This window comes from Streptomyces sp. NPDC028289, assembly GCF_055565975.1.
Genome location: NZ_JBVHTI010000004.1, coordinates 838,235 through 861,616, shown reverse-complemented (window position 1 = coordinate 861,616; position 23,382 = coordinate 838,235). Strand labels below are relative to the sequence as shown.

At 71.3% G+C, this 23,382-nt stretch carries 21 protein-coding genes; 14 read left to right on the top strand and 7 right to left on the bottom strand.

Annotation, left to right across the window (positions count from 1 at the left end):
* Positions 1-551 precede the first annotated feature (551 nt).
* Entirely contained in the window at positions 552-1,280 is a 729-nt protein-coding gene (locus ACZ4UV_RS23950) for a lysophospholipid acyltransferase family protein (RefSeq protein ID WP_351501296.1), read from the bottom strand.
* A gap of 188 nt (positions 1,281-1,468) precedes the next feature.
* A complete protein-coding gene (locus ACZ4UV_RS23945) occupies positions 1,469-1,885 on the bottom strand; it encodes a DUF4395 domain-containing protein (RefSeq protein WP_390048528.1) in 417 nt (138 codons plus the stop codon).
* Between the two features lie 105 nt (positions 1,886-1,990).
* Between ACZ4UV_RS23945 and ACZ4UV_RS23940 the strand changes: the two genes are divergently transcribed.
* The 4 genes from ACZ4UV_RS23940 to ACZ4UV_RS23925 all read left to right on the top strand — a co-directional run bounded on the left by ACZ4UV_RS23940 (position 1,991) and on the right by ACZ4UV_RS23925 (position 5,167).
* The gene (locus ACZ4UV_RS23940) at positions 1,991-2,404 is read left to right on the top strand and encodes a TlpA family protein disulfide reductase (protein ID WP_351501299.1); all 414 of its coding nucleotides are present in this window, start codon (positions 1,991-1,993) and stop codon (positions 2,402-2,404) included.
* A gap of 208 nt (positions 2,405-2,612) precedes the next feature.
* Entirely contained in the window at positions 2,613-3,122 is a 510-nt protein-coding gene (locus ACZ4UV_RS23935) for a flavin reductase family protein (RefSeq protein ID WP_451019555.1), read from the top strand.
* Positions 3,123-3,363: 241 nt separating this feature from the next.
* Complete coding sequence (locus ACZ4UV_RS23930) at positions 3,364-4,152, top strand: electron transfer flavoprotein subunit beta/FixA family protein (protein ID WP_390048532.1); 789 nt, start codon at positions 3,364-3,366, stop codon at positions 4,150-4,152.
* Positions 4,153-4,204: 52 nt separating this feature from the next.
* A complete protein-coding gene (locus ACZ4UV_RS23925) occupies positions 4,205-5,167 on the top strand; it encodes an electron transfer flavoprotein subunit alpha/FixB family protein (RefSeq protein ID WP_390048534.1) in 963 nt (320 codons plus the stop codon).
* A gap of 78 nt (positions 5,168-5,245) precedes the next feature.
* On the opposite strand, the gene ACZ4UV_RS23920 is transcribed toward ACZ4UV_RS23925, so the two are convergent.
* Positions 5,246-6,199 carry an endonuclease/exonuclease/phosphatase family protein gene (locus ACZ4UV_RS23920; RefSeq protein WP_451019556.1) on the bottom strand — a complete coding sequence of 318 codons (954 nt, stop codon included), beginning with the start codon at positions 6,197-6,199 and terminating at the stop codon, positions 5,246-5,248.
* Positions 6,200-6,394: 195 nt separating this feature from the next.
* Between ACZ4UV_RS23920 and ACZ4UV_RS23915 the strand changes: the two genes are divergently transcribed.
* Both ACZ4UV_RS23915 and ACZ4UV_RS23910 read left to right on the top strand, forming a co-directional pair.
* Complete coding sequence (locus tag ACZ4UV_RS23915) at positions 6,395-7,699, top strand: DUF6986 family protein (RefSeq protein WP_451019557.1); 1,305 nt, start codon at positions 6,395-6,397, stop codon at positions 7,697-7,699.
* A 102-nt stretch (positions 7,700-7,801) separates the two neighbouring features.
* Entirely contained in the window at positions 7,802-9,697 is a 1,896-nt protein-coding gene (locus ACZ4UV_RS23910; protein ID WP_467840476.1) for a serine/threonine-protein kinase, read from the top strand.
* On the opposite strand, the gene ACZ4UV_RS23905 is transcribed toward ACZ4UV_RS23910, so the two are convergent.
* Positions 9,643-10,440, bottom strand: a complete 798-nt coding sequence (locus tag ACZ4UV_RS23905) for a hypothetical protein (protein WP_467840473.1) — start codon at positions 10,438-10,440, stop codon at positions 9,643-9,645. The two genes, ACZ4UV_RS23910 and ACZ4UV_RS23905, sit on opposite strands and share 55 nt — an antisense overlap.
* 191 nt (positions 10,441-10,631) lie before the next feature.
* Positions 10,632-11,717, bottom strand: a complete 1,086-nt coding sequence (locus ACZ4UV_RS23900; RefSeq protein ID WP_390048544.1) for a LacI family DNA-binding transcriptional regulator — start codon at positions 11,715-11,717, stop codon at positions 10,632-10,634.
* 213 nt (positions 11,718-11,930) lie between these two features.
* On the opposite strand from ACZ4UV_RS23900, the gene ACZ4UV_RS23895 reads away from it, so the two are divergent.
* The 8 genes from ACZ4UV_RS23895 (at position 11,931) to ACZ4UV_RS23860 (ending at position 20,688) form a co-directional block, all read left to right on the top strand.
* On the top strand, positions 11,931-12,884 hold the full coding sequence (locus ACZ4UV_RS23895; protein WP_351494807.1) for an ROK family protein: 954 nt from the start codon (positions 11,931-11,933) through the stop codon (positions 12,882-12,884).
* A gap of 213 nt (positions 12,885-13,097) precedes the next feature.
* Positions 13,098-13,289, top strand: a complete 192-nt coding sequence (locus ACZ4UV_RS23890; RefSeq protein ID WP_451019561.1) for a hypothetical protein — start codon at positions 13,098-13,100, stop codon at positions 13,287-13,289.
* A 144-nt stretch (positions 13,290-13,433) separates the two neighbouring features.
* Complete coding sequence (locus ACZ4UV_RS23885; protein ID WP_451019562.1) at positions 13,434-14,474, top strand: NUDIX hydrolase; 1,041 nt, start codon at positions 13,434-13,436, stop codon at positions 14,472-14,474.
* A gap of 257 nt (positions 14,475-14,731) precedes the next feature.
* A complete protein-coding gene (locus ACZ4UV_RS23880; RefSeq protein WP_467840467.1) occupies positions 14,732-16,549 on the top strand; it encodes an ABC transporter family substrate-binding protein in 1,818 nt (605 codons plus the stop codon).
* A gap of 72 nt (positions 16,550-16,621) precedes the next feature.
* Positions 16,622-17,608: an ABC transporter permease gene (locus tag ACZ4UV_RS23875; RefSeq protein WP_467840464.1), complete on the top strand. Its 987-nt coding sequence runs from the start codon at positions 16,622-16,624 to the stop codon at positions 17,606-17,608.
* On the top strand, positions 17,601-18,524 hold the full coding sequence (locus ACZ4UV_RS23870; protein WP_390048556.1) for an ABC transporter permease: 924 nt from the start codon (positions 17,601-17,603) through the stop codon (positions 18,522-18,524). Before ACZ4UV_RS23875 ends, ACZ4UV_RS23870 begins: the two co-directional genes overlap by 8 nt.
* Positions 18,521-19,639 carry an ABC transporter ATP-binding protein gene (locus ACZ4UV_RS23865; protein WP_451019018.1) on the top strand — a complete coding sequence of 373 codons (1,119 nt, stop codon included), beginning with the start codon at positions 18,521-18,523 and terminating at the stop codon, positions 19,637-19,639. The genes ACZ4UV_RS23870 and ACZ4UV_RS23865 overlap by 4 nt, the downstream gene beginning before the upstream one ends.
* Positions 19,636-20,688, top strand: coding sequence for an ABC transporter ATP-binding protein (locus tag ACZ4UV_RS23860; RefSeq protein ID WP_451019019.1), 1,053 nt, complete (start codon positions 19,636-19,638; stop codon positions 20,686-20,688). Before ACZ4UV_RS23865 ends, ACZ4UV_RS23860 begins: the two co-directional genes overlap by 4 nt.
* On the opposite strand, the gene ACZ4UV_RS23855 is transcribed toward ACZ4UV_RS23860, so the two are convergent.
* On the bottom strand, positions 20,661-21,716 hold the full coding sequence (locus ACZ4UV_RS23855; protein WP_451019020.1) for a BUD32 family EKC/KEOPS complex subunit: 1,056 nt from the start codon (positions 21,714-21,716) through the stop codon (positions 20,661-20,663). The two genes, ACZ4UV_RS23860 and ACZ4UV_RS23855, sit on opposite strands and share 28 nt — an antisense overlap.
* A gap of 169 nt (positions 21,717-21,885) precedes the next feature.
* Positions 21,886-23,241, bottom strand: coding sequence for a dipeptidase (locus tag ACZ4UV_RS23850; RefSeq protein ID WP_451019021.1), 1,356 nt, complete (start codon positions 23,239-23,241; stop codon positions 21,886-21,888).
* Between the last annotated feature and the right edge of the window lie 141 nt (positions 23,242-23,382).

Sequence of the window (23,382 nt, the reverse complement as noted above, 5' to 3'; positions counted from 1 at the left end):
CGCGGGAGAACTCGTTGACCAGATCGCCGAGTTCCCGGTGCAGGAGCCGTACGGCCGAGTGGGCTGCGGGGTCCAGGGCGGCGGCGCTGCGCGCTTGGTGCGAGCGGATCGCGCCGTCGACGCGGTGCGCCTTGCTGCGGACGATCCCCGGCATCTCGTAGAGCGCGAGCGGATCGGCCGCCATCGAGCACCACTTGGGGGCCGAGCGGGCGCAGCGTGGGGGCGATGCGCGCCCACTCGTTGGCAGGGGTGAGTCCGTCGAGTGCGGGCATCAGCTGGATCCTGGCCTCGACGAACGGAGCGGTGAAGGTGAGGAGTTCGGACTGCAGCGGGTCGAGCTGCGGTACCGTCGTGGCCTTGATGCCGCTCATCGACGTGTACCGGCGCCGAGCGTCGTGGCCACGGCACCCACCACCACACCACCCAGGCCACCGGCACGTCGGACTGGGCCACGGGCTCCCCCAAGGCACTCCGGGCACGCGGCCACCTTGCATGATGGCAGGTGCATGAAGTTCAGGGAAGCCGCGGGCGGGCCCCGGTGCGGGCCGCCCTCAGATCGCCTCTGCGGCCTTCAGCTGGTCCAGGGTGGGGGCCGTGCCGCCCAGGTGGGCGGGGAGCCACCAGGTGTCGGCCGCGTCCTTCGGGCGGGCGGGGTAGGCGCGCTGGGCCGCGTCCAGCAGCTCCTGGACGCGCTCGCGCAGCCGGCGGGTGATGGCGCCCGCGTACTGGTCCCTGGGGGCGTCGACCGGCTCGCCGACCCGGATGGTGATGGGCAGGTGGTTCCGCTTGAAGTTGCGGGGCTGGCCCTTGGTCCAGATGCGCTGGGTCCCCCACAGGGCCATCGGCACGAGCGGGACGCCGGCCTCCTGGGCCAGGCGTGCCGCGCCCGACTTGAAGCTCTTCAGCGTGAAGGACTGGGAGATCGTGGCCTCCGGGAAGACGCCCACGATCTCACCGGACCTCAGTGAGTCCAGCGCGTGCTGGTAGGCGGCCTCGCCCTGCTTGCGGTCCACCGGGATGTGCTTCATCCCGCGCATCAGCGGGCCGGAGATCCGGTGCCGGAACACCGACTCCTTCGCCATGAACCGCACCAGACGCTTCTGAGGCAGGGCCGCCAGGCCGTCGAAGACGAAGTCCAGGTAGCTGATGTGATTGCTCACCAGCACGGCACCGCCCGAGCGCGGGATGTTCTCCGAACCCTGGCAGTCGATCTTGAGGTCCCAGACCTTGAACAGCGTCTTGGCGAAACCGATGACGGGACGGTAGACCAGCTCTGCCATGGGCGGGGCGGACCCTTTCTGCTCTGCCTGGGAAAGGGGCTCCCGGCGGGAAGTTACGGAGCCGTAGGTTTACGGCGTCTCGCAGATCGTGCCCGAAGAACGGACGGGGAGCCAGCCCTGGTGCCCCGGCGCGGCGAGATTCTCGTCACGTTGGGTCCCTTGATCCACCTCGCGCTTTTAACGCGCCTTTACTCCGGGCGGGCCGCCAACCGCCGCATGAGCAGGAACATCTCGCAGCCCAGGCAGTACCCGAACGCCGCATTGAGGAAGGCCGCGGCGAGCGCGAGCCCGGTCGCCGCGAGGCCCAACCACGCGGGGCCCAGCGTGAATCCGACCAGACCGAGCCCCGCGAAGACCAGCCCGACCGCCTGTGCGAACCGCGGGGGCTCCGGCGGCTCGAACTCCGCCGGGGGAGCCAGCCGCGGTCGTACGGCGGTCCGGAACACCCAGCCGTACGGCGAGCGGGTCACGCCACCGGCCGCGCCGAGCGCGAACGCCAGCGTCTGCCAGGCGAGGATCCAGGGGCTTCGGGTGATGAGTGCGGCGGCCAGTACGACCGTCGTCACGGCCGCCGCGAACCGCGGCCCACGTGCGTCGATGTCCATGAACCAAGGATTCCGCCCCGCGGGCCGGCAGGGGAGTCGGGAATCTTTGCAGTCTTGTGAACGCTTTTCCCGGTGGTGAGCCCTCTCGTGGATCCTTGTCCGGTGATGACCGGACTCGTGGTGTGCGTGGCGGTGCTCGCGGCGGCGAGCGTCTACGGAGTGCTGCACAGGCGGCGGAGCGGGAGGGTACGGGTGCGCGGGCGCGACGACGGCAAGCGGCTCGGGGCGGCCGAACTCGGCGGCGAACTGGGCGAACGGGCCACACTGGTGCAGTTCTCCAGCGCCTTCTGCGCCCCCTGCCGGGCCACCCGGCGGGTGCTGGGCGAGGTCGCCGGGATGGTCCCCGGCGTCACCCACGTCGAGATCGACGCCGAGGCCCGCCTGGACCTCGTGCGCGAGCTGGGGATCCTCAAGACCCCCACCGTGCTGGTGCTCGACGCGGACGGCCGGGTGGTACGCCGGGCCACCGGACAGCCCCGCAAGGCGGACGTCATCGCGGCGCTGGGCGAGGCGGTCTGACGGCGATGCCGATGACGGTGAGGCACCTCCCATATGCCGGAACGTACTTGACTGGGCGCGCCACCTATCGTCAGCCTGACCGTATGCCTCAGGAACTCCTTCTCTTCGGGCGGGTCCACGTGGACCTGGCCCGCACCGCGAGCGCGCGCTGTCCGGGCTGTTGAGCAGCTCCGGACCCGACGACCGCCTCCCGCAGAAGGACAACTCCATGACGGCCACGCCCGACCTCGGCATCCCTCGGCTCGCCTCTCCCGACCTGCTCCGCTCCGCCTTCCGGCGGCACGCGGCCGGTGTGGCGGTGATCACCGCGCGCGGCGCCCACGGCCCGGTCGGCTTCACCGCCACCTCCCTCACCTCCGTCTCCGCCGAGCCCCCGATGCTCTCCTTCGGCGTCGGTACGGGCGCCTCCAGCTGGCCCGCGATATCCACCGCCGAGCACATCGGCGTCCACATCCTCGGCGAGCACCAGGCAGAGCTCGCGGCCACCTTCGCGCGCAGCGGCGCCGACCGGTTCGGGGCGCCCACCAACTGGCGCGACGGCCATGCGGGTGTCCCGGTCCTCGACGACGTACTGGTGTGGCTGGTGTGCCGGGTCACGGCACGCGTGCCGGCCGGTGACCACCGGATCGTGCTGGCCGAGGTGCTCGTCGGCGATTCCTCCCGCGCCGGCCGCCCGCTCCTGTACCACCAGGGCGGCTTCAACGGACTGCGGGACTGATCACACGCCCTCGGTTCCGGGAATCACATGCCACTCGTTCTGCGAACGCGTCGAGTTCCGGTTACGCTGCGTTGCGAAGGTCACAGTTCAAAGCGCTTGCTTAGCGGGCATGAACTGAGTGTACTGGTGAGTAATATTTCGTTCGGAGCGCGCGGCCGCCCCGACCGGGATGAGCCGCTTGAGGCGCCTATGCTGCCTGCAAGAGGCAGCCCAGAAGAGACGATGCAGTAGGAGAGCCGGCGTGAGCCTGAGGATCGTTGTCACTGTGAAGTACGTGCCCGACGCCACTGGCGACCGGCACTTCGCCGATGACCTGACCGTCGACCGTGACGACGTGGACGGTCTCCTCTCCGAGCTGGACGAGTACGCGGTCGAGCAGGCGCTGCAGATCGCGGAGAACTCGGACGACGACGTCGAGGTGACCGTCCTGACCGTGGGTCCCGAGGACGCCAAGGACGCGCTGCGCAAGGCGCTCTCGATGGGAGCGGACAAGGCGATCCACGTCGAGGACGACGACCTGCACGGCACCGACGCCATCGGCACCTCGCTGGTGCTGGCGAAGGCGATCGAGAAGGCCGGCTTCGACCTGGTGGTCTCCGGCATGGCCTCCACCGACGGCACCGCCGGTGTGGTCCCGGCCCTGCTGGCGGAGCGTCTGGGTGTCCCGCAGGTCACCCTGCTCTCCGAGGTCTCGGTCGAGGACGGCACGGTCAAGGGCCGCCGCGACGGCGACGCCGCCAGCGAGCAGCTGGAGGCCTCCCTGCCGGCGGTCGTGTCGGTGACCGACCAGTCGGGTGAGGCGCGTTACCCGTCCTTCAAGGGCATCATGGCCGCCAAGAAGAAGCCGGTTCAGTCCTGGGACCTGTCCGACCTCGACATCGAGGCGGAGGAGGTCGGCCTGGAGGGCGCCTGGACCGCGGTCGAGGACGCCACCGCGCGTCCGGCCCGTACCGCGGGCACGATCGTCAAGGACGAGGGCGAGGGCGGCAAGCAGCTCGCCGAGTTCCTCGCGGGCCAGAAGTTCATCTGAGCCCAGCACTCGCTGACCGCCCCTCAACTGATCCAAGCAGGAGAGCATTCCCATGGCTGAAGTCCTCGTCTACGTCGACCACGTGGACGGTGCCGTCCGCAAGCCCACCCTGGAGCTGCTGACCCTGGCCCGCCGCATCGGCGAGCCCGTCGCCGTCGCGCTGGGCAACGGCGCCGCCGACACCGCCGCCGCGCTGGCCGAGCACGGCGCGGTGAAGGTCCTCACCCACGACGCCTCGGAGTACGCCGACTACCTGGTCGTCCCGAAGGTCGACGCCCTGCAGGCCGCGGTGGCCGCCGTCTCCCCGGCCGCCGTGCTGGTCCCGTCCTCCGCGGAGGGCAAGGAGATCGCCGCCCGTCTGGCGCTGCGCATCGGCTCGGGCATCATCACCGACGCCGTCGACCTGGAGGCCGGCGAGGAGGGTCCGGTGGCCACCCAGTCGGTGTTCGCCGCGTCCTTCACCACCAAGTCCCGTGTCTCCAAGGGCACCCCGGTCATCACGGTCAAGCCCAACAGCGCCGCCGTGGAGGCCGCCCCGGCCGCCGGTGCGGTCGAGGCCCTCGCGGTGACCTTCTCGGAGAAGGCGACCGGCACCAAGGTGACCGGCCGTACCCCGCGTGAGTCGACCGGGCGTCCGGAGCTGACCGAGGCCGCGATCGTGGTCTCCGGCGGCCGTGGCGTCAACGGCGCCGAGAACTTCGCGATCATCGAAGCCCTCGCCGACTCGCTCGGCGCGGCCGTCGGCGCCTCGCGTGCCGCGGTGGACGCCGGCTGGTACCCGCACACCAACCAGGTCGGCCAGACCGGCAAGTCGGTCTCCCCGCAGCTGTACATCGCCAACGGCATCTCCGGCGCCATCCAGCACCGCGCGGGCATGCAGACCTCGAAGACCATCGTCGCGGTCAACAAGGACGCGGAGGCCCCGATCTTCGAGCTGGTCGACTTCGGCGTGGTCGGCGACCTCTTCGACGTCGTCCCGCAGCTCACCGACGAGGTCAAGGCCCGCAAGGGCTGATCGCCGCCGCCGGGCACTCCGAGGCCCCCGCGACCGACGCCGGTCGCGGGGGCCTCGCCGTGCGGGCGCGGCCTCGGTTCAACGCAGGCTCAGCGAGACCTGCACGGGCAGGTGGTCGCTCGGGAACTGGCCGTGTATCGAGAAGGTGTCCATCGTCGCCCGGTGCGTGGTCACGCCCGGCGAGGTCAGGATCCAGTCGATGCGGTCGCCGTCGGGCTTGAGGCGGTGGTAGCCGTGGAAGGTCGCGTACTGGGGGCCGCGGTGCTCCGCAGCGTCCCAGGTGTCGACGAGCCCCGCGTCCACCAGGGTGTCGTAGGCCCGGTTCCGGTGGGCATAGGCGTTGAAGTCGCCGGTCACCACGACGGGCAGCCTCGGGTCGAACTCCGCGATCCGTTTCACCAGGAGCGTGGCGCTGCGCTCGCGGGCGTACTGGCTCTTCTGGTCGAAGTGCGTGTTGGCGACGTAGAACTCCCGCCCGCTGTCGGCGAGATCGCGGAAGCGGACCCAGGTGACGATGCGGGGGAAGGCGGCGTCCCAGGTGTTGGAGCGGATGACCTCCGGGGTGTCGGAGAGCCAGAAGGTGTAGTGCTCCAGCGGGACCAGGCGCCGGATGTCGTAGTAGATGGCGGTCGACTCGTCCCGGCTGCCGCCCTCGCGGCCGGTGCCGACCCAGTCGTAGTGCGGTCCGAGGTCGCTGTCGATGTCGCGCAGCTGCTGGTAGAGACCCTCCTGGGTGCCCATGACCTGGGGCTGCGCACGGCGCAGCAGTTCGGCCATCACCGGGCGGCGGTCGGCCCAGCTGTTGGGCTCGGCGGTGCTGGCGTACCGCAGGTTGAAGGTCATGACGTCGAGGCGGGGCGCCGGCCGCGCCGGTGCCGCGAGGGTCGCGACCCGGCGGGCCCGCGATCCGGTGGCGGAGACGGAGGAGGCGGAGGAGGAGGTGATCGCGGCACTGGAGAGGGGCACGGTGACCGCTGCGGCCAACAGGGCCTGCAGTCCCAGCCGGCGGGTGACTCGGCGCTGGTTCGGCACGACGGCTCCTTCAGGGGGCACAAGCCGGACGGGCGGGCGTTGAGCAGTGTGATACCCAGGAGTGTGATGAGCGTGAACATGCCCAGATGGGGGCGTGTCGCCCCGTGGACACGGTGTTGACCGCCCCGAAGGCGCCCGGATACCTTCATTCAACGGATTGTTGATTCCGTACAGTGGAAAACAGGAGGGTCTGGGATGGGTCAGGGCCGGCAGGAGAAGGTGGCGACGAGCCTCGCGGGTGCCGTCAGCGAGGAGATCAGCGCCTCCCTCGCACCCGTCGACGCCGAACTGGAGCGCCGCTATCCGGGTGATCCGGGGACCCGCCAGCCCGTCCACACCGTGTACGTCCCCGGCGACGCCTTCACGGCCGGGACGATCCGCTCCTGGGGCGACCAGGCCCTCGCCGCCCTCGACGAACACGCCCCCGGCGCCGCCGCGTTCGCCGCCGTCCTCGGCCTGCCCGACGACCTCGCCGAGCCCGTCCACTCCCGGGTCCGCGCCAAACTGGAGCGGGAGCCGGTGGAAGACCTGCGCGTCGACTTCGAGGACGGCTACGGCCCCCGCCCCGACGCCGAGGAGGACGAGGCGGCCGCCCGCGCCGCCCGGCTGATCGCCGAGGCGTACGCCGAGGGCACCGCGGCGCCGTACATGGGCATCCGGATGAAGTGCATGGAGGCCGCGGTGCGCGACCGGGGCATCCGCACCCTCGACATCTTCCTCACCGGACTGATCGCGGCCGGCGGACTGCCCGGCGGGCTCGTGCTGACCCTGCCCAAGGTGACCTACCCCGAACAGGTCACCGCGATGGTCCGGCTCCTGGAGGCTTTCGAGAAGACCCACGGACTGGAGCCCGGCCGGATCGGGTTCGAGATCCAGATCGAGACCAGCCAGTCCATCCTCGCCACCGACGGCACCGCCACCGTCGCCCGGATGATCCAGGCCGCCGAGGGCCGCGCCACCGGACTGCACTACGGCACCTTCGACTACAGCGCCTGCCTCGGGGTCTCCGCCGCCCACCAGGCGAGCGACCACCCGGCCGCCGACCACGCCAAGGCGGTCATGCAGGTCGCCGCCGCCGGTACGGGCGTACGCGTGTCGGACGGCTCCACCAACGTCCTGCCGGTCGGCCCGACGGCGAAGGTGCACGACGCCTGGCGGCTGCACTACGGTCTGACCCGGCGCGCCCTGGCCCGCGCCTACTACCAGGGCTGGGACATGCACCCCGGCCACCTCCCGACCCGGTACGCGGCCGTGTTCGCCTTCTACCGCGAGGGCCTGGAGCAGGCGGCCGCCCGGCTCGCCCGGTACGCCGACCGCGCCGGCGGCGACGTCATGGACGAACCCGCCACCGCCAAGGCCCTCAGTGGCTACCTGCTGCGCGGCCTGGACTGCGGTGCCCTCGACAACGGCGAGGTGGCCCGGCTGACCGGGCTGACCCGGGCCGATCTGGAGGGCTTCGCGATGCCCCGGCGCGGCGATCTGACGGCCTCGGGGAAGTAGCGCGTACCGGTCAAGTCACGGCTTTCCCCGCCGACTTGAACCGACCCTGTCATCGCCCCGTACTCTGGTGCGCCATTCGGGGACGTGTTCAGGATCGGGGCTGTGGTGTCGGGTTCGTACGGACAGGCTGACGGGACCGGTCGCCTGCTGGCAGGGCGGTATCGGGTCGTGGCCCGGCTCGGGCGCGGTGGTATGGGTGTGGTGTGGCGCGCCGTCGACGAGGTCCTCGGCCGTGAGGTCGCCGTCAAGGAGCTGCGTGCCCACACCGACAGCGCCGGACCCGAACTGGCCGATCTGCGGCTGCGCATGCAGCGCGAGGCGCGGGCCGCCGCCCGGGTACGACACCGCGGTGTGGTCGTCGTGCACGACATCGCCGAGGTCGACGGCCGCCCGCTGATCGTCATGGAACTGGTCGACGGCCCCTCCCTGGACGACCTGCTGCGCGAGCGCGGCACGCTCGGGGCGCAGGAGGCCGCCCGCGTCGGCGCCGAGGTCATGGACGCCCTGGCCGCGGCCCACCGGGTCGGCGTCCTGCACCGCGACGTCAAGCCCGGCAACATCCTCCTCGACCGCTCGGGCCGGGTCGTCCTCACCGACTTCGGCATCGCCACCATGGCCGATCCCGGCGACGGCTCCGCCACGAATCTGACCGGCAGCGGCGAACTCGTCGGTTCCCTCGACTACCTGGCGCCCGAGCGGGCCAAGGGCGCGGCCCCCGGCCCGCCCTCCGACATCTGGGCCCTCGGCGCGGCGCTGTACGCCGCCGTGGAGGGCGCCTCGCCCTTCCGCCGTACGTCCACCTTCTCGACGCTCACCGCGATCGTCGACGAGCCCCTCCCGGAGCCCCGCAGGGCCGGCCCGCTCGCCCCCGTCCTGCGGCGCCTGATGGACAAGCTTCCCGACGCCCGCCCGGACGCCGAGGAGGCCTGCGGGCTGCTGCGGGCGGTGGCGCTGGAGCCGGTCCCGGACACGCCGACGACTCTCCTGCGGGAGCGGGAGCCCGCGCGGCAGGAGAACGGGTTCGGGGCGGCAGCGCCGGCTCCGGGAGACGGACCTGTCGCAGGAGCCGGAGAGGGGACCGACGAGAGGGCAAGCGAGGGATCGGACCCGGAGGCCGGTCGGGGTGCTGACGACGCACGGGTCGAGAAGTCCGCCGAGGGGCCCGCTCCGCAGCATGCCGGACAGCTCGCCCCGGTACCCGCCGCCGGACTCGCCGAGGGAGCCGGAACCCCGGGGGCCGGCCTCGTACCCGCCCGAAGATTAGAGCCCGCGCTCCGGCCCGGCGCCCCGGACGGCGCGATGAGCCCCGCCCGCCCGGACCGCAGCCGCCGCCGGGCCCGGCTGCTCGTCGTGGTGGCGGTCGCCGTCGTCCTCACGGCGACCGGGCTGACCGTCGCCCTGCGGAACGACAGAGGCCAGACGGCGAGGACGGACGCGGGGCCGGTCGCCCCGACCGTGACCGGCGCTTCGGAGAGCGCCCGCGGCACCGGTGCCCGACATCAGGCCGGGGCGGATCCCGTGGGGCAGGGCGAGGAGACGGCTGCCGTACCCGTCACCGGTGCCACGTACGCCCCCGGGGGCGAACCGGCGACCCCGGCGGACCGCGCCTCCGCCACGCCGTCCGCGGCGCAGACCTCCGGCCCCAGCTCCTCCGGCGGTTCCGGCACCGCCGGGGCCACCGCTCCCGCCACCGCAACGGCCACCACCGTGGTCCCGGTCTGCCAGTCCGCAGGGGACGGCACGTACACCTGTCAGGTGCGCAGCGGCGGCGCCAAGTCCTACACCGCCGACGGCGTGAAGGTGGGCAGGGTCGGCCAGGGCGCCCACTCGTTCTCCTGCCAGGTCGACCTGGGCCGCCGGGAGACCCACGGGCAGCGGACCAACGTCTGGTGGGCCGAGACCGACGACGACAAGGGCAACACCGGCGTGTACATCAGCGACGTCTACATCAAGGGCGGCGGGAACGACGAGCCGCTCCCCGGACTTCCCGTCTGCTGAGCGCGGACGTACCGTTCCAGTCCCGACGCGACCGCCCACTTCCGCTCCGCGAACAGCCGGGTGCCCCGCCGGCACAGCGCCGAGTCGGCCCGTGCCCGCGCGCAGAACTGCTCGGGCGTGACGCCGAACAGCTCTCTCAACTCGTGCGACTCCGCGAGGAGTTCGGTGAGCAGGGCGTGTTCGCCGGGGTGGCGGCGGGGCGCGCCGGTGCCGTCGTGCAATACGCCGTGCCGGTTGACGTACGCGTGGACGCCGGGGAGCGTCGTGCCGTCCGCGAGAGTGGCGCGGACGGCCGGTGCGGGCAGCCAGGCCCGCTCGAAGTTGCCGTTCGGCAGCGGTACCCCCTCGCTCGCGTCGACCACCCCCAGCTGCCGGCCGTCCAGCCAGAGGACGAACAACTCCCGTACCGCCGAAGGCGATGCGACCGGGGACGCCGAGACATAGCCGAGGCGGCTGACATGGGCGGAGACGCCGACGTCGAGGCCGCTCACCCGGGTGCGCACCATGGGGATTGGGCCGGTGACGCCGGACTCGGCCATCTTGTGCTGGAGTTGGGCGGGTGAGGCGTTGGAGCCGACCGCGAGCACCGGCACCCGGTCCCCGTCGTGCACCAGACGGTCGAGCGGCAGCAGCCGGTCGCCGTCGAGGAGCCCGGAGTCGGTCGGCCAGACACCGGGATAGGTCAGCGGATGGTCTCGCGGCGCCTCGTCGAGGCCCAGTTCGGCGAGCGTACGGCCGGTCACGGGCGGCTCGGTTCGGCGAGCGCGGGGCAGGCCCGGGCCGTCGTCCGGCTCGGTTCGGCGGACGCCCGTCCGGTCGCCCGGCGGCTCGACGCCGCGCGCGTACGGCCGGTCATCGGCGGCTCGCCCCGGCGAACGTCCGGCCGGTGGCCGCGCTGCCCGGTCCTGTGAGCGTCCGATCCGTCATGCGCGGCTCAGTCCGCCGGGGGCAGTTCGCCCGAGCCACGGGTGATCAGCCGGGTCGGCAGTTCGATGCGTTCCGGTGCCATGAGGGTGCCGTCCAGCTGGCGGAAGAGCCGTTCGGCGGCCGTGCGGCCGAGCAGGGCCGCGTCCTGGGCGACGACCGTGAGGCCGGGGTGCAGCAGGTCGGCGAGCTCGATGTCGTCGAAGCCGACGAGCGCGACCGGCCGGGCCTGTTCGGCAAGGACCCGGATCACGGTGACGCTGACACGGTTGTTGCCCGCGAAGATCGCGGTGATCGGGTCCGGCCCCGCCAGCATCTCCTCGGCGGCCCGGCGCACCCGCTCCGGGTCCGTCACGCCGAGGGAGGTCCAGGCGTCCTCGACGGCTATCCCGGCGTCCTCCATCGCCGCCTGGTAGCCGCGCAGCCGCTCGGCCGCCGTGTGGATGTGGGGCATGTCGCCGATGAACCCGATCCGGCGGTGGCCGTGCGCGATCAGGTGGGCGACCCCGTCCCGGGCACCGCCGTAGCTGTCCGACAGTACGACGTCGGCGTCGATCTTCCCGGCCGGGCGGTCCACGAACACCGTCGCCACGCCCGCCCTGATCTCCGGCTCCAGATAGCGGTGGTCGTCCCCGGCCGGGATCACCACCAGGCCGTCCACCCGCCGCGCGCACAGCGCGAGCGCCAGCTCCTGCTCCCGCTCCGGGTCCTCGGCGCTGGAGCCGTTGATGAGCAATGCCCCGTGCGCCCGGGCCACTTCCTCCACCGCGCGGCTGAGCGGGCCGTAGAACGGGTCGGCGAGGTCCTCCAGGACGAGGCCGATGCTCGCGGTACGGCCCTTGCGGAGCACCCGCGCGCTGTCGTTGCGGCGGAAGCCCAGCGCGTCGATCGCCTCCTGGACCCGGCGCTCGGTGTCAGGAGTCACCCCGGGCTCGCCGTTGACCACCCGGGACACCGTCTTGAGGCCCACACCGGCCCGCGCCGCCACGTCCTTCATCGTCGGCCGGGTCCCGTAACGGGAGCCGGGGAGACGGTCTGCGCGGCGGGAGGTGTCGGGCACGATGCGGCGTCCTGTCCTGTCGTCCACGGGATGCATGGGCTCACGAATTGCGTCTGGGCTCATGGGTTTGTATCAGGGATACACAGGCTCGTGGGTTTGTATGAGGATGTGGCGTCGAGCATAGAGCCTGGACAACGTTGTCAGATGCAAGGGAGACTGTCCACCGCAATCTCCGGCCTGCGCCCCCACCGCTTGACCGGCCTGTTGTGTCACTCGGCTACTCATGGTTGACGGGGAGAACTGACTCTGATGCACACCGACCTAGTGGCGGCCCTCGACATCGGCGGCACCAAGATCGCCGGCGCGCTGGTGGACGGTCACGGACGGATCCAGGCGCGCGCCCAGCGCGCGACACCCGCCCAGCAGGACGGCGAGACGGTCATGGGGGCCGTCGAGGAGGTGGTCGGCGAACTCGCCGGTTCACCTCTGTGGGAGCGGGCCGGTTCGCTCGGGATCGGCAGCGCGGGCCCGGTGGACGCCTCCGCCGGCACCGTGAGCCCGGTCAACGTGCCCGGCTGGCGGGACTATCCGCTCGTGGAGCGGGTGCGGGCGGCCGCCGGCGGGCTGCCGGTCGAGCTGATCGGCGACGGCGTCGCCATCACGGCCGCCGAACACTGGCAGGGCGCGGCCCGCGGCCACGACAACGCGCTGTGCATGGTGGTCTCGACGGGCGTCGGCGGCGGCCTGGTGCTCGGCGGCAAGCTGCACCCCGGTCCGACCGGCAACGCCGGGCACATCGGTCACATCAGCGTCGACCTCGACGGGGATCCCTGCCCCTGCGGGTCGCGCGGCTGCGTCGAGCGCATCGCGAGCGGCCCCAACATCGCCCGGCGCGCGCTGGAGGGCGGCTGGCGGCCGGGTCCCGACGGCGACACCTCGGCCGCGGCGGTGGCGGCCGCGGCCCGGGCCGGCGACCCGGTCGCCGTCGCCTCCTTCGAGCGGGCCGCGCAGGCGCTCGCGGCCGGGATCGCGGCCACCGCGACCCTGGTCGAGATCGACATCGCGGTGATCGGCGGGGGCGTCGGCAAGGCGGGGGACATCCTCTTCACGCCCCTGCGCAAGGCCCTCACCGACTACGCGACCCTCTCCTTCGTCCAGCGCCTGACGGTCGTACCGGCCCAGATGGGTACGGACGCGGGTCTGGTCGGCGCCGCCGCGGCCGCGCTGGCCGCCAGGCCGGACGCGGAGGCGGCGGGGGTCTGACGGCGGTCCGACGCCGGTCGTCAGGCCGCGCAGGAACGTTCAGGCCGGGTCGGCCGGGGTTCAGGACCGGCCGCCCCGGGCTGCGGGCGGACGTGCCGTGGCCGGTCGTCCGGTGTCCGGATCGGCGGCCGCCCGGTTTCCGCTCGGCCCGCCGCGTTGCTCCCCTCGCGGGTACGCCCGTGACCCCCGGCCGCCGGCGCAGTTGAAACGGGCATGAAGAAGCGCAGCATGCTCGCCATCGCCAGCCTGGCCACCGGTTTCGTCGTGGCCGCCATCACCCCGTCCCATGCGGCAGACGAAGGCCCGCTCGACGACCTGCACGTCTCGGACACCCTGGAGCACGTCGGCCACGTGGTCGGCGAGGGCAGCTTCCAGACCGACCCGGACTTCCTGGGGCAGGAGTAGCCCGGCGGAGCCCGAGCGGACGACGGTGCCGGTGTTCCGGGCAGGGGACACCGGCACCCCGTTTGCGCACCCTCAACGGGAACTGGTTTCCGTGGCAGTGTGGAGCGGGCAAGCCACAGGGGGCCAACAGAAGAGGGGGAGTCCGTGATCGTCTGGGTCAACGGCGCGTTCGGTGCGGGTAAGACCACCACCGCACGTGAACTGATCGAACTGATCCCGAACAGCACGCTCTTCGACCCCGAGCTCGTCGGCGGGGCACTGACACACCTGCTGCCTGCCAAGCACCTCGCGGAGGTCGGCGACTTCCAGGATCTGCCGATCTGGCGCCGGCTGGTGATCGACACGGCCGCCGCGATGCTCGCGGAGCTGGGCGGAACCCTGGTGGTTCCGATGACGCTGCTGCGCCAGGAGTACCGCGACGAGATCTTCGGCGGCCTCGCCGCCCGCCGGATCGCCGTCCGGCACCTGTGCCTCACCCCGGCGGAAACGATCCTGCGCGAGCGGATAGCCGGCCGGGAGATCCCGCCCGACCTGCCCGACGGAGAGATACGGATCCGGCAGTGGTCGTACGACCAGATCGAGCCCTACCGCGCCGCCCTCGCCTCCTGGATCAGCGCCGACGCGCATCTCGTCGACACCAGCGCGCTCAGTCCGTACGAGACGGCGGTGCGGATCGCGGGGGCGGTGGGCAGTGGCGAAGTGGCGGTATGTGACATAGTACAAACCCCCGAACCCACCGCCGAGACCGTCGCCGCAGGCGTCCTCCTCTTCGACGAACAGAACCGCGTCCTCCTCGTGGACCCCACCTACAAGGCCGGCTGGGAGTTCCCCGGCGGTGTCGTCGAGCCCGGTGAGGCCCCCGCGCGGGCAGGCGTACGGGAGGTCGAGGAGGAGACCGGGATACGGCTGGAGGAGCTGCCCAGGCTGCTCGTCGTCGACTGGGAGCAGCCCGCGCCACCCCGCTACGGCGGTCTGCGCCTGCTCTTCGACGGCGGTCGGCTGGACTCCGCCGAGGCCGGGCGGCTGGTGCTGCCGGGGCCGGAGCTGCGGGACTGGCGGTTCGTCACCGAGCAGGAGGCCGCCGACCTGCTGCCGCCGGTGCGCTACGAACGGCTGCGCTGGGCGCTGCGGGCCCGCGAGCGCGGTGCCGCGCTCTATCTGGAGGCCGGCGTCCCGGTCGGTTGACAATTCCTGATGATTCGTCAAGTCCTTGCCGCATCCGAGGTGTTGGCGGGGACTTTGGCATTTCCGGGGGGTGTGTAGGGGACTTTGCGCGGGGTGGAAGGTTCCGAGGGGAAAACGAGGGTGAATTGTCGCCGTCCCGGTATGAACAAGAACGTGAAGAAGGTACACAAGCGTTCTACCGTCGGTGCGCAGCTCAACTTCCTCGCGGCCGCTGGCCGCCGTGCACAGGCCGGACGACAGCCGGCTGAAGGAGGGACATGCGCGCGCATTCTTCGGCCCTCACAAGGGGACTCGCACTGGCCGCCGGGCTCGTCCTGGCGCTCGCCGCCTGCAGCAGCGGGGGAGGTGGCGGGGGCAGCGGCGGCAAGGGCACCTCGGCCGGTCTCACGTCCTGCGCCACCCAGGGCAAGGCAGACACCTGCAACTCCGGCACCACCAAGGCCGGCGGGACGTTCACCTACGTCATCGAGAAGAACATCCAGCAGTGGAACGTGCAGGACACCAACGGCAACACCTTCGAGAACGCCGAGGCGCTGAGCCCCGTGCTGCCCCAGGTCTTCGTCCCGCAGCCTGACTTCAGCGTCAAGCTCAACACCGACCTGGTGACCTCGGCGATCCAGACGAGCGCCAGTCCGCAGACCCTCGTCTACAAGATCAACCCCAAGGCGTCCTGGAACGACGGCACGCCGATCACCGCCGACGACTTCGTCTACTACTGGCGCACCAACGACGGCAAGGACTGCCCGCCGCCGCCCGCCAGCGACTCCACCCAGACCAAGGGCTGCCTGCCGGAGAGCACCGCCGGCTACGACCGCATCAAGTCGGTCACCGGTTCCGACAACGGCAAGACCGTCACCGTCGTGATGGCCAAGCCCTACGCCGACTGGAAGTCCCTGTTCGGCGCGGGCTACCCGTTCTACCCGGCGCACGTCGCCGAGAAGGTCTCCGGCACCAAGGCGGGCGACGCGGCCCACATGACGGCCGCCCAGATGACCCAGGGCTGGCAGTACTTCCAGAAGAACCCGCCCACCAAGTACGCGACCGCGGGCCCGTACAAGATGACCGAGTGGGTGGACAACGACCACGCCACCTACGAGCCCGACCCGAAGTGGACGGGCAAGAAGGCCACCCTGCAAAGGCTGATCTTCAAGGTCATCTCGGACGCCACGCAGGAGCCGATCGCGCTGCGCAACAACGAGGTCCAGGGCATCTACCCGCAGCCCGAGGTCGACCTCGTCAACCAGGTCAAGGCCATCCCCAACGTCACCTACACCATCGGCAGCGGGCTGACCTGGGAGCACTTCGACCTGAACCTGCACAACCCGGTGATCGGCAAGTACCTGGCGCTCAGGCAGGCGATGTTCACGGCCATCAGTGTCAAGGACATCATGGCCAAGACGGTCGCCCAGTTCGATCCCGGCGTGAAGCAGCTCTACAACCACAACTTCGTCCCGGGGACCGCGGGTTACAAGGACGTGGTCAGCGCCAGCGGCCAGGGCTCGGGTGACCTCACCAAGGCCAAGAAGTACCTCACCGACGCCAGGTTCACCGGAGTCGGCACAGCCCTGAAGACCCCGGACGGCAAGGCGGTCGGGCCCTTCAACTGCCGCTACACCACCGGTAACCAGATCCGGCAGAGCGAGTGCCAGATCCTGCAGAGCGACCTCGCCAACCTCGGGATCAAGGTCACGATCAAGCCGATCGGCGCCGCCGACCTCGGCACGGTCCTGGCCGGCCACCAGTACGACATCATCGTCTTCGCCTGGGTCGCCTCGCCGTTCGCGATCAGTGGTGCCCAGCAGCTGTGGACGACCGGAGGCGGCGGCAACTACGGCGGTTACAGCAACAAGCAGGTCGACTCCCTGATCAGCACGGCCATCGGCGAGACGGACCAGACCAAGGCCGCCGCCCTGCTCAACCAGGCCGACCAGATCATGGTCAACGACGCCTACGTGCTGCCGCTCTACCAGAAGCCCACCTTCCTCGCGGTGCAGACCCGGTTCGTCAACATGCGCAACAACTCCACCAACGTCGGACCGCCGTACAACGTCGGCGAGTGGGGCCTGAAGAAGTAGCCCCAGCGACCAGCCGGACCGATTCCCGGCCCCGGAGACCCCGGGGCCGGGCCTCCCGCGAGAGAAGACCGCATGCTCGCCTACACCGTGCGCCGCATCCTCGTCTCCATCCCCGTCCTGATCGTCTCGACGTTCATCGTCTTCCTGGTCGTCGTCAACTCCGGCGACCCCGTGGCCAACTTCGCCACCTCCCGGCAACCGCCGCCCAGCAAGGCCGCCGTGGCCGCCTTCGCCCGCCACATCCACGCCGATGAACCGGTCGTGGAACGCTACTGGAACTGGATCACCGGCGTCCTGCACGGCGACTGGGGCCCGTCCGTCCAGTCCAACCTGGACATCGGCCACGACCTGTTCACCCGCTTCCGGGTCACCGTCACCCTGGTCGCCGCCGCCATGCTGCTCGCCCTCGTGATGGCGATCGTCTTCGGCGTGTTCAGCGCGATCCGCCAGTACAGCGTCGCCGACTACACCATCACCTTCCTCGGCTTCCTGTTCCTCGCCATGCCCGTGTTCTGGTTCGCGGTGCTGCTCAAGCAGGCCGGGATCTGGTTCAACCAGGAGACCGGCAGCCAGTTCCTCGGCACCATCGGTGAGAAATCGCCGTACCTCGAAGTCGACACCACCTGGAACGAGTTCACCGACCGCATCGGCCACCTCATCCTGCCCACCATCACCCTGGCCCTGGTCTCCTTCGCCTCCTGGACCCGCTACACCCGCGCCGCCATGCTCGAAGTGCTGGACAGCGACTACGTCCGGCTCGCCCGCGCCAAAGGTCTGCGCCGCGGGCGGGTGCTCACCCGGCACGCCCTGCGCACCGCGCTGATCCCGCTCGCCACCGTCACCGCCCTCGACATCGCGATCATCCTCGGCGGCGCCGTCATCACCGAGACGATCTTCCAGTGGCACGGCATGGGCGAGATGCTCGTCCAGGCCGCCACCACCCTCGACGTCTACCGGACCATGGCCTGGCTGCTGCTGTCCGCCGTCGTCGTCATCGTCTTCAACCTCTTCGCCGACCTCCTCTACGCCGTACTCGACCCGAGGATCCGCTATGACTGACATCGGGGCACTCGGGCCGGCCGGCACCCGGACGCCGAGCGGCGACGACCACGAGTTCACCGTCGTGCAGCGCAGCCAGACCCAGCTCGTGCTGCGCCGCTTCCTGCGCCACCGGGCCGCGATGATCAGCCTGGTCGTCTTCGTGCTGATCGTGCTGTGGGCCTTCGCCGGCCCGCACTTCTGGCACTACTCGTACGCCAAGTACACCCCGGACAACTCCCAACCGCCTTCCTGGAAGCACCCGTTCGGCACCGACTCCTCGGGGTACGACGCCTACGCACAGGTGATGCGCGGCACCCAGACCTCCCTGAAGATCGCCATCCTGATCGCGCTCGGCTCGACCCTGGTCGGCGCCGTGTGGGGGGCCGTCGCCGGCTTCTACCGGGGGTTCGTCGACGCGCTGATGATGCGCATCGCCGATCTCGTGCTCACCCTCCCGCTGTTCGCGATCGCGCTGGTCATCTCATCGCGCAGCGGCGGTTCCTGGTACTGGATCGCCGTGGTGATCGCCGGACTCACCTGGGCGTACGTGTCCCGGGTGGTGCGCTCGTCCGTACTCTCGCTGCGCGAGAAGGAGTTCGTGGAGGCCGCCCGGGCGCTCGGTGCCTCCGACACCCGGATCATCTTCCGGCACCTGCTGCCCAACGCGCTCGGCCCGATCATCGTGAACGCCACCATCCTGGTCGCCACCGGCATCCTCACCGAGACCGCCCTGTCCTTCCTCGGGTTCGGGGTCCAACCGCCCGACACCTCCCTCGGTTTGCTGGTCGCCCAGGCCCAGACCGCGGTCGACACCCGGCCCTGGCTCTTCTACATCCCAGGCGCCTTCATCATCGCCATCGCCCTCACCATCAACTTCATCGGCGACGGACTGCGCGACGCCTTCGACCCCCGGCAGCAAAGGGTGCGACAGTGACCGACACGGGCAACCTCAAGGGCATCGACAGGGTCGTCGGGAAGGGCGAGGAGTCCGGCGCCGTACTCGAAGTCGAGGACCTGAGTGTGGCGTTCCCGACCGAGGACGGTGTCGTACGGGCCGTACGCGGCGTCGGCTACCGGCTGGAGCGGGGCGAGGCACTGGGCATCGTCGGCGAGTCCGGCTCCGGCAAGTCCGTCACCGCGCTGGCCGTGATGGGGCTGCTACCCGGCTCGGCCCGGGTGCGTGGCTCGGTCCGGTTCGAGGGCACGGAACTGCTCGGGATGTCCGACACCCGGCTCTCGGACGTACGGGGCAGCGGCATCGCCATGGTCTTCCAGGACCCGATGACCTCCCTCAACCCCGTCTACACCGTCGGCTACCAGATCGCCGAGACCCTGCTCCGGCACAACCCGAGGCTCGGCAAACGGCCCGCCCGCGCACGTGCCGTGGAACTCCTCGGCACGGTCGGCATCCCGAGCCCCGAACGGCGCGTCGACAGCTATCCGCACGAACTCTCCGGCGGCATGCGCCAGCGGGTCGTCATCGCCATCGCGATCGCCAACGACCCGGACGTGATCATCGCCGACGAGCCCACCACCGCCCTCGACGTCACCGTCCAGGCGCAGATCCTGGAGGCGCTGGAGGCCGCCCGCGCCGAGACCGGTGCCGCCCTCGTCCTGATCACCCACGACCTGGGCGTGGTCGCCGGCCATACCGACCGGGTCGCCGTCATGTACGCCGGACGGATCGTGGAGACCGGCTCGGTCGAGGACATCTTCTACACCCCGCGCATGCCCTACACCCTGGGCCTGCTCGGCTCCCTGCCCCGTCTCGACCGCGAGGAGGACCGCCTGACCCCCATCACCGGCTCCCCGCCCTCGCTGCTCAACCTGCCCCCGGGCTGCCCCTTCGCGCCCCGCTGCCCGATGCGCCGGGAGCCCTGCGACAGCACCGAACCCGCGCTGCGGCCGGTCGGATCCGACGCGCACCGCAGCGCCTGCCACTTCGCCGACGAACTCGTGGACGCGGCGGCCGGCGAGGTCTTCGACGCCGTCGGCGCCGACACCGAGGCCCTGGCCCGGTTCGCGGACCTGGAGGACGATGCCCGATGACCGATCCGCTGCCCCCGCTGCCCGGCCACGGCGGCACCGGCGACCCCGTCCTCCAGGTCCGCGACCTGGTCAAGCACTTCCCGGTGATGTCACGGGGCGTGGTCCGCCGCCGGATCGGCGACGTGCACGCCGTCTGCGGGATCTCCTTCGACCTGTACGAGAACGAGACGCTCGGCCTGGTCGGCGAGTCAGGCTCCGGCAAGACGACCGTCTCCCGGACCCTGCTCAACCTGGAGACGGCCACCTCGGGCTCCGTCCACTACCGGGGCCGGCTGCTGACCGACCTGAGCAGACGTCAGATGCGGCCGCTGCGCCGCGAGCTGCAGATCGTCTTCCAGGACCCGTACGCCTCCCTGGACCCCAGGATCTCCGTCCACGAGATCGTCGCCGAACCCCTGCGCATCCACGGCCGCTACGGCCCGGGCGCCGCCGACGAGGTACGCGAACTGCTGCGCCTGGTCGGCCTCAACCCCGAGCACGGCAACCGTTTCGCGCACGAGTTCTCCGGCGGCCAGCGCCAGCGCATCGGCATCGCACGGGCGTTGGCGCTTCGTCCCAAGGTGATCGTGCTGGACGAGCCGGTCTCCGCGCTGGACGTGTCGATCCAGGCGGGCGTCCTCAACCTGCTGATGGACCTGCAGAGCGAACTGGGCCTGTCCTTCCTGTTCGTGGCGCACGACCTCTCCGTGATGCGGCATGTCGCAGGCCGGGTCGCGGTGATGTACCTCGGCCGCCTGGTGGAGATCGCCCCCGCCCGGCAGCTCTTCGCCCGCCCCGCCCACCCCTACACCCAGGCCCTGGTCTCGGCGATCCCGCTGCCCGACCCGCGCAAGGAACGCGCCCGGAAACGGATCACCGTCCAGGGCGACGTCCCGAGCCCGGTCCGCCCGCCCAGCGGCTGCCGCTTCCGCACCCGCTGCCCCAAGTTCGCGAACCAGCTCACCGACAGCGAGCGCACCGCCTGCGTCGAGCAGGTGCCGGACCTGGTCGACCGGGGCGGCGGCAACCCGGTCGCCTGCCACTACGCGGAGAGCGTGCAGCTGCTGTGACCGTCCGGGTACGGGAACGGCGTCAGCCGGCTCTCCCGGCCCAGCCGCCGGAAGAAATCCTCCATGCCCACGGCGAGCGGGGCGTGCCGGACCACCAACTCGGCGGCGCCCCGGGGGATCCCGTCGGGCCGCCGCCCGTCGGCGCAGGCGCGCACGAACCCCGCCCGCTCCTCACCCCGGTACCCGTACAGGGCGGTGACGAGCCAGATCACCAGGTGGTAGGAGGTGTAGGTGCTGTCGTAGTGCCGATGCCGGTCGAAGAAGTCCCGCTCGTCGGGCGTGAGCCGGAAACGGGAGCTCAGTGAGAGCCCGAAGTCGGTGAGGTAGAGATCCCGGCCGTCGGTGAGGATGTTACGGAAATGGGCATCCAGATGCAGGAGCTGCCGTGCGTGGAGGAAGGACGTCAATTCCTCCAGTTGCCGCGCCACTCGGCCGCAGACCGCATCCGCCCGCTCCGTGCGCAGTTCGGCGTCCAGCCAGTCGTGCAGGGTGGACGGGAAGTGCTCCAGGAACAGGGTCACGCTCGCGGAGGCGTCCCGAAGGCCCTCGATCCGTTCACGCAGGCCCGTGGAGCCGCCCCAGTAGGCCACCACCTTCTCGACGTCGGCGAGTTCGTCGGGCAGCGGGCGGGCCGTGTCCGGCAGTACCCGCCAGTGGTGGAGCATCGGGAAGCCGGGGAAGCGGCCGGTCAGTACCCAGTTCGTCGTCGCCGTGTGCGCGGCCAGCTCCCGCCAGGCGGTGAATCCCGGGCCGCAGACGGCACCCATGCCGTAGTGGCAGTACGGCGGCAGGTCGAAGAGGTTCGCGGTGGAGCGGACGTGCAGCGGGCTCCGCTCCCGGTCGGTCAGGGGGATCCGCTTCACGAACACCGCGGTGCCGTCCACCGTGATCCGCACGGCTCTGCCGCCGACCCCCGTTCCCAGCGGCTCGCCCGCCGCGACCAGCTCGGCCAGCTCGACGTCGCTCAACAGGGCCAGGGAGGTCGCGATGTCGGCATGGGCGGCGACACGGCGCGCGGTGTCGGTCATCCCCCCATGGTCACCGCGGCGGGCCGCAGGTGTCCGCGGATTCGCGCAGCGTCCGTGTCCCGAGCGCAGGGAGGACCCCCGTCCGCGACGAGGGTCCTCCGCTGTGGGCAGGGCGATTCGGCCCACCGCGCACGGCGGCGGACCGGCGAGGTCCGCCGCGCCGGGCGCGTCAGCCCGCCGCGTAGTTCCGCAGGAACAGCGCCTCCGCCACCGACAGCCGCTCCAGTTCCTCGGGGGACACGCTCTCGTTGACGGCGTGGATCTGTGCCTCCGGCTCGCTCAGGCCGATCAGCAGGATCTCGGCCTGCGGGTAGAGGCCGGCGAGGGTGTTGCACAGCGGGATGGAGCCCCCCTGACCGGCGTACTGCATGGTCTCGTCCGGGTAGGCGACCGCCATCGCGTCGGCCATCGCCCGGTAGGCCGGGCTGGTGGTGTCGGCGCGGAAGGGCTGGCCCTGGCCGACCGCCTCGGTGCGCACCCGGGCGCCCCACGGCGTGTGCGCCTCCAGATGGGCCTGGAGCAGCTTGTTCGCCTCGGCCGCGTCCACGCCCGGCGGCACCCGCAGGCTGACCAGGGCGCGGGCGCTCGCCTGCACCGACGGGGTGGCGCCGACCACCGGCGGGCAGTCGATGCCGAGCACCGTGACCGCCGGACGGGCCCAGATGCGGTCCGCGACCGAACCGTCACCGATCAGCCCGACACCGTCGAGCACCTTGGCGTCCTTGCGGAACTGCTCCTCGTCGTACTCCAGACCCTCCCACCGCGACTGGGGCGCGAGCCCGTCGACCGTCGTGGAACCGTCCTCGGCGCGCAACGAGTCGAGGACGCGGATCAGGGCGGCCAGGGCGTCGGGGGCGGCACCGCCGAACTGGCCCGAGTGCAGATTGCCCCGCAGCGTGTCGATCTGGACGCGGACCATGGTCATGCCCCGCAGGGTCGTGGTCACCGTCGGCAGCCCGACCCGGAAGTTGCCCGTGTCGCCGATGACGATCGCGTCCGCCGTCAGCAGTTCGGGGTGCTGCTCGGCGTACCGCTCCAGGCCGCCGGTGCCCATCTCCTCGGAGCCCTCGGCGATCACCTTGACGTTGACCGGGACGCCGCCGTTCGCCTTCAGCGCGCGCAGCGCCAGCAGGTGCATGATCACGCCGCCCTTGCAGTCGGCGGCACCGCGCCCGTACCAGCGGCCGTCCCGCTCGGTCAGCTCGAACGGCGGGGTGGTCCAGGCGGCCTCGTCCAGCGGCGGCTGCACGTCGTAGTGCGCGTACAGCAGGACCGTTTTGGCACCCTCCGGGCCCGGCAGGTAGCCGTACACCGACTGCGTGCCGTCCGGGGTGTCCAGTACGGCGACGTCCGTGAAGTCCTCGGCGCGCAGTGCGTCGGCCACCCAGTTCGCGGCGCCTTCGCTCTCGCTCTTCGGGAACTGGGCGAAGTCCGCCACCGACTTGAAGGCCACCAGCTCGGCGAGCTCCGCCTTGGCCCTGGGCAGCAGGGCGGCGACGGTCTCGGCGACCGGATTGGACGACATGGGCACGCTCCTCGTGGGTGCGACGTTGAACTGGTGAGTGGACCGATCCTCCCACAGTGGCCTGCGGCGATCTCCGCCGTAGGATGCGGGGGGACAGGTGCCAGGTGTCGGCCTACGGACGGACAGAGCCTGACCTGAGGC

What these genes read in the sequence shown, in the direction of transcription:
- ACZ4UV_RS23900 (WP_390048544.1), bottom strand. Translation starts at nt 11,717, where the DNA reads ATGCATCCCGTGGACGACAGGACAGGACGCCGCATCGTGCCCGACACC.
- ACZ4UV_RS23915 (WP_451019557.1), top strand. Translation starts at nt 6,395, where the DNA reads ATGGGTCAGGGCCGGCAGGAGAAGGTGGCGACGAGCCTCGCGGGTGCC.
- ACZ4UV_RS23875 (WP_467840464.1), top strand. Translation starts at nt 16,622, where the DNA reads ATGCTCGCCTACACCGTGCGCCGCATCCTCGTCTCCATCCCCGTCCTG.
- ACZ4UV_RS23880 (WP_467840467.1), top strand. Translation starts at nt 14,732, where the DNA reads ATGCGCGCGCATTCTTCGGCCCTCACAAGGGGACTCGCACTGGCCGCC.
- ACZ4UV_RS23870 (WP_390048556.1), top strand. Translation starts at nt 17,601, where the DNA reads ATGACTGACATCGGGGCACTCGGGCCGGCCGGCACCCGGACGCCGAGC.
- ACZ4UV_RS23895 (WP_351494807.1), top strand. Translation starts at nt 11,931, where the DNA reads ATGCACACCGACCTAGTGGCGGCCCTCGACATCGGCGGCACCAAGATC.
- ACZ4UV_RS23860 (WP_451019019.1), top strand. Translation starts at nt 19,636, where the DNA reads ATGACCGATCCGCTGCCCCCGCTGCCCGGCCACGGCGGCACCGGCGAC.
- ACZ4UV_RS23850 (WP_451019021.1), bottom strand. Translation starts at nt 23,241, where the DNA reads ATGTCGTCCAATCCGGTCGCCGAGACCGTCGCCGCCCTGCTGCCCAGG.
- ACZ4UV_RS23935 (WP_451019555.1), top strand. Translation starts at nt 2,613, where the DNA reads ATGACGGCCACGCCCGACCTCGGCATCCCTCGGCTCGCCTCTCCCGAC.
- ACZ4UV_RS23945 (WP_390048528.1), bottom strand. Translation starts at nt 1,885, where the DNA reads ATGGACATCGACGCACGTGGGCCGCGGTTCGCGGCGGCCGTGACGACG.
- ACZ4UV_RS23925 (WP_390048534.1), top strand. Translation starts at nt 4,205, where the DNA reads ATGGCTGAAGTCCTCGTCTACGTCGACCACGTGGACGGTGCCGTCCGC.
- ACZ4UV_RS23940 (WP_351501299.1), top strand. Translation starts at nt 1,991, where the DNA reads ATGACCGGACTCGTGGTGTGCGTGGCGGTGCTCGCGGCGGCGAGCGTC.
- ACZ4UV_RS23950 (WP_351501296.1), bottom strand. Translation starts at nt 1,280, where the DNA reads ATGGCAGAGCTGGTCTACCGTCCCGTCATCGGTTTCGCCAAGACGCTG.
- ACZ4UV_RS23855 (WP_451019020.1), bottom strand. Translation starts at nt 21,716, where the DNA reads ATGACCGACACCGCGCGCCGTGTCGCCGCCCATGCCGACATCGCGACC.
- ACZ4UV_RS23890 (WP_451019561.1), top strand. Translation starts at nt 13,098, where the DNA reads ATGAAGAAGCGCAGCATGCTCGCCATCGCCAGCCTGGCCACCGGTTTC.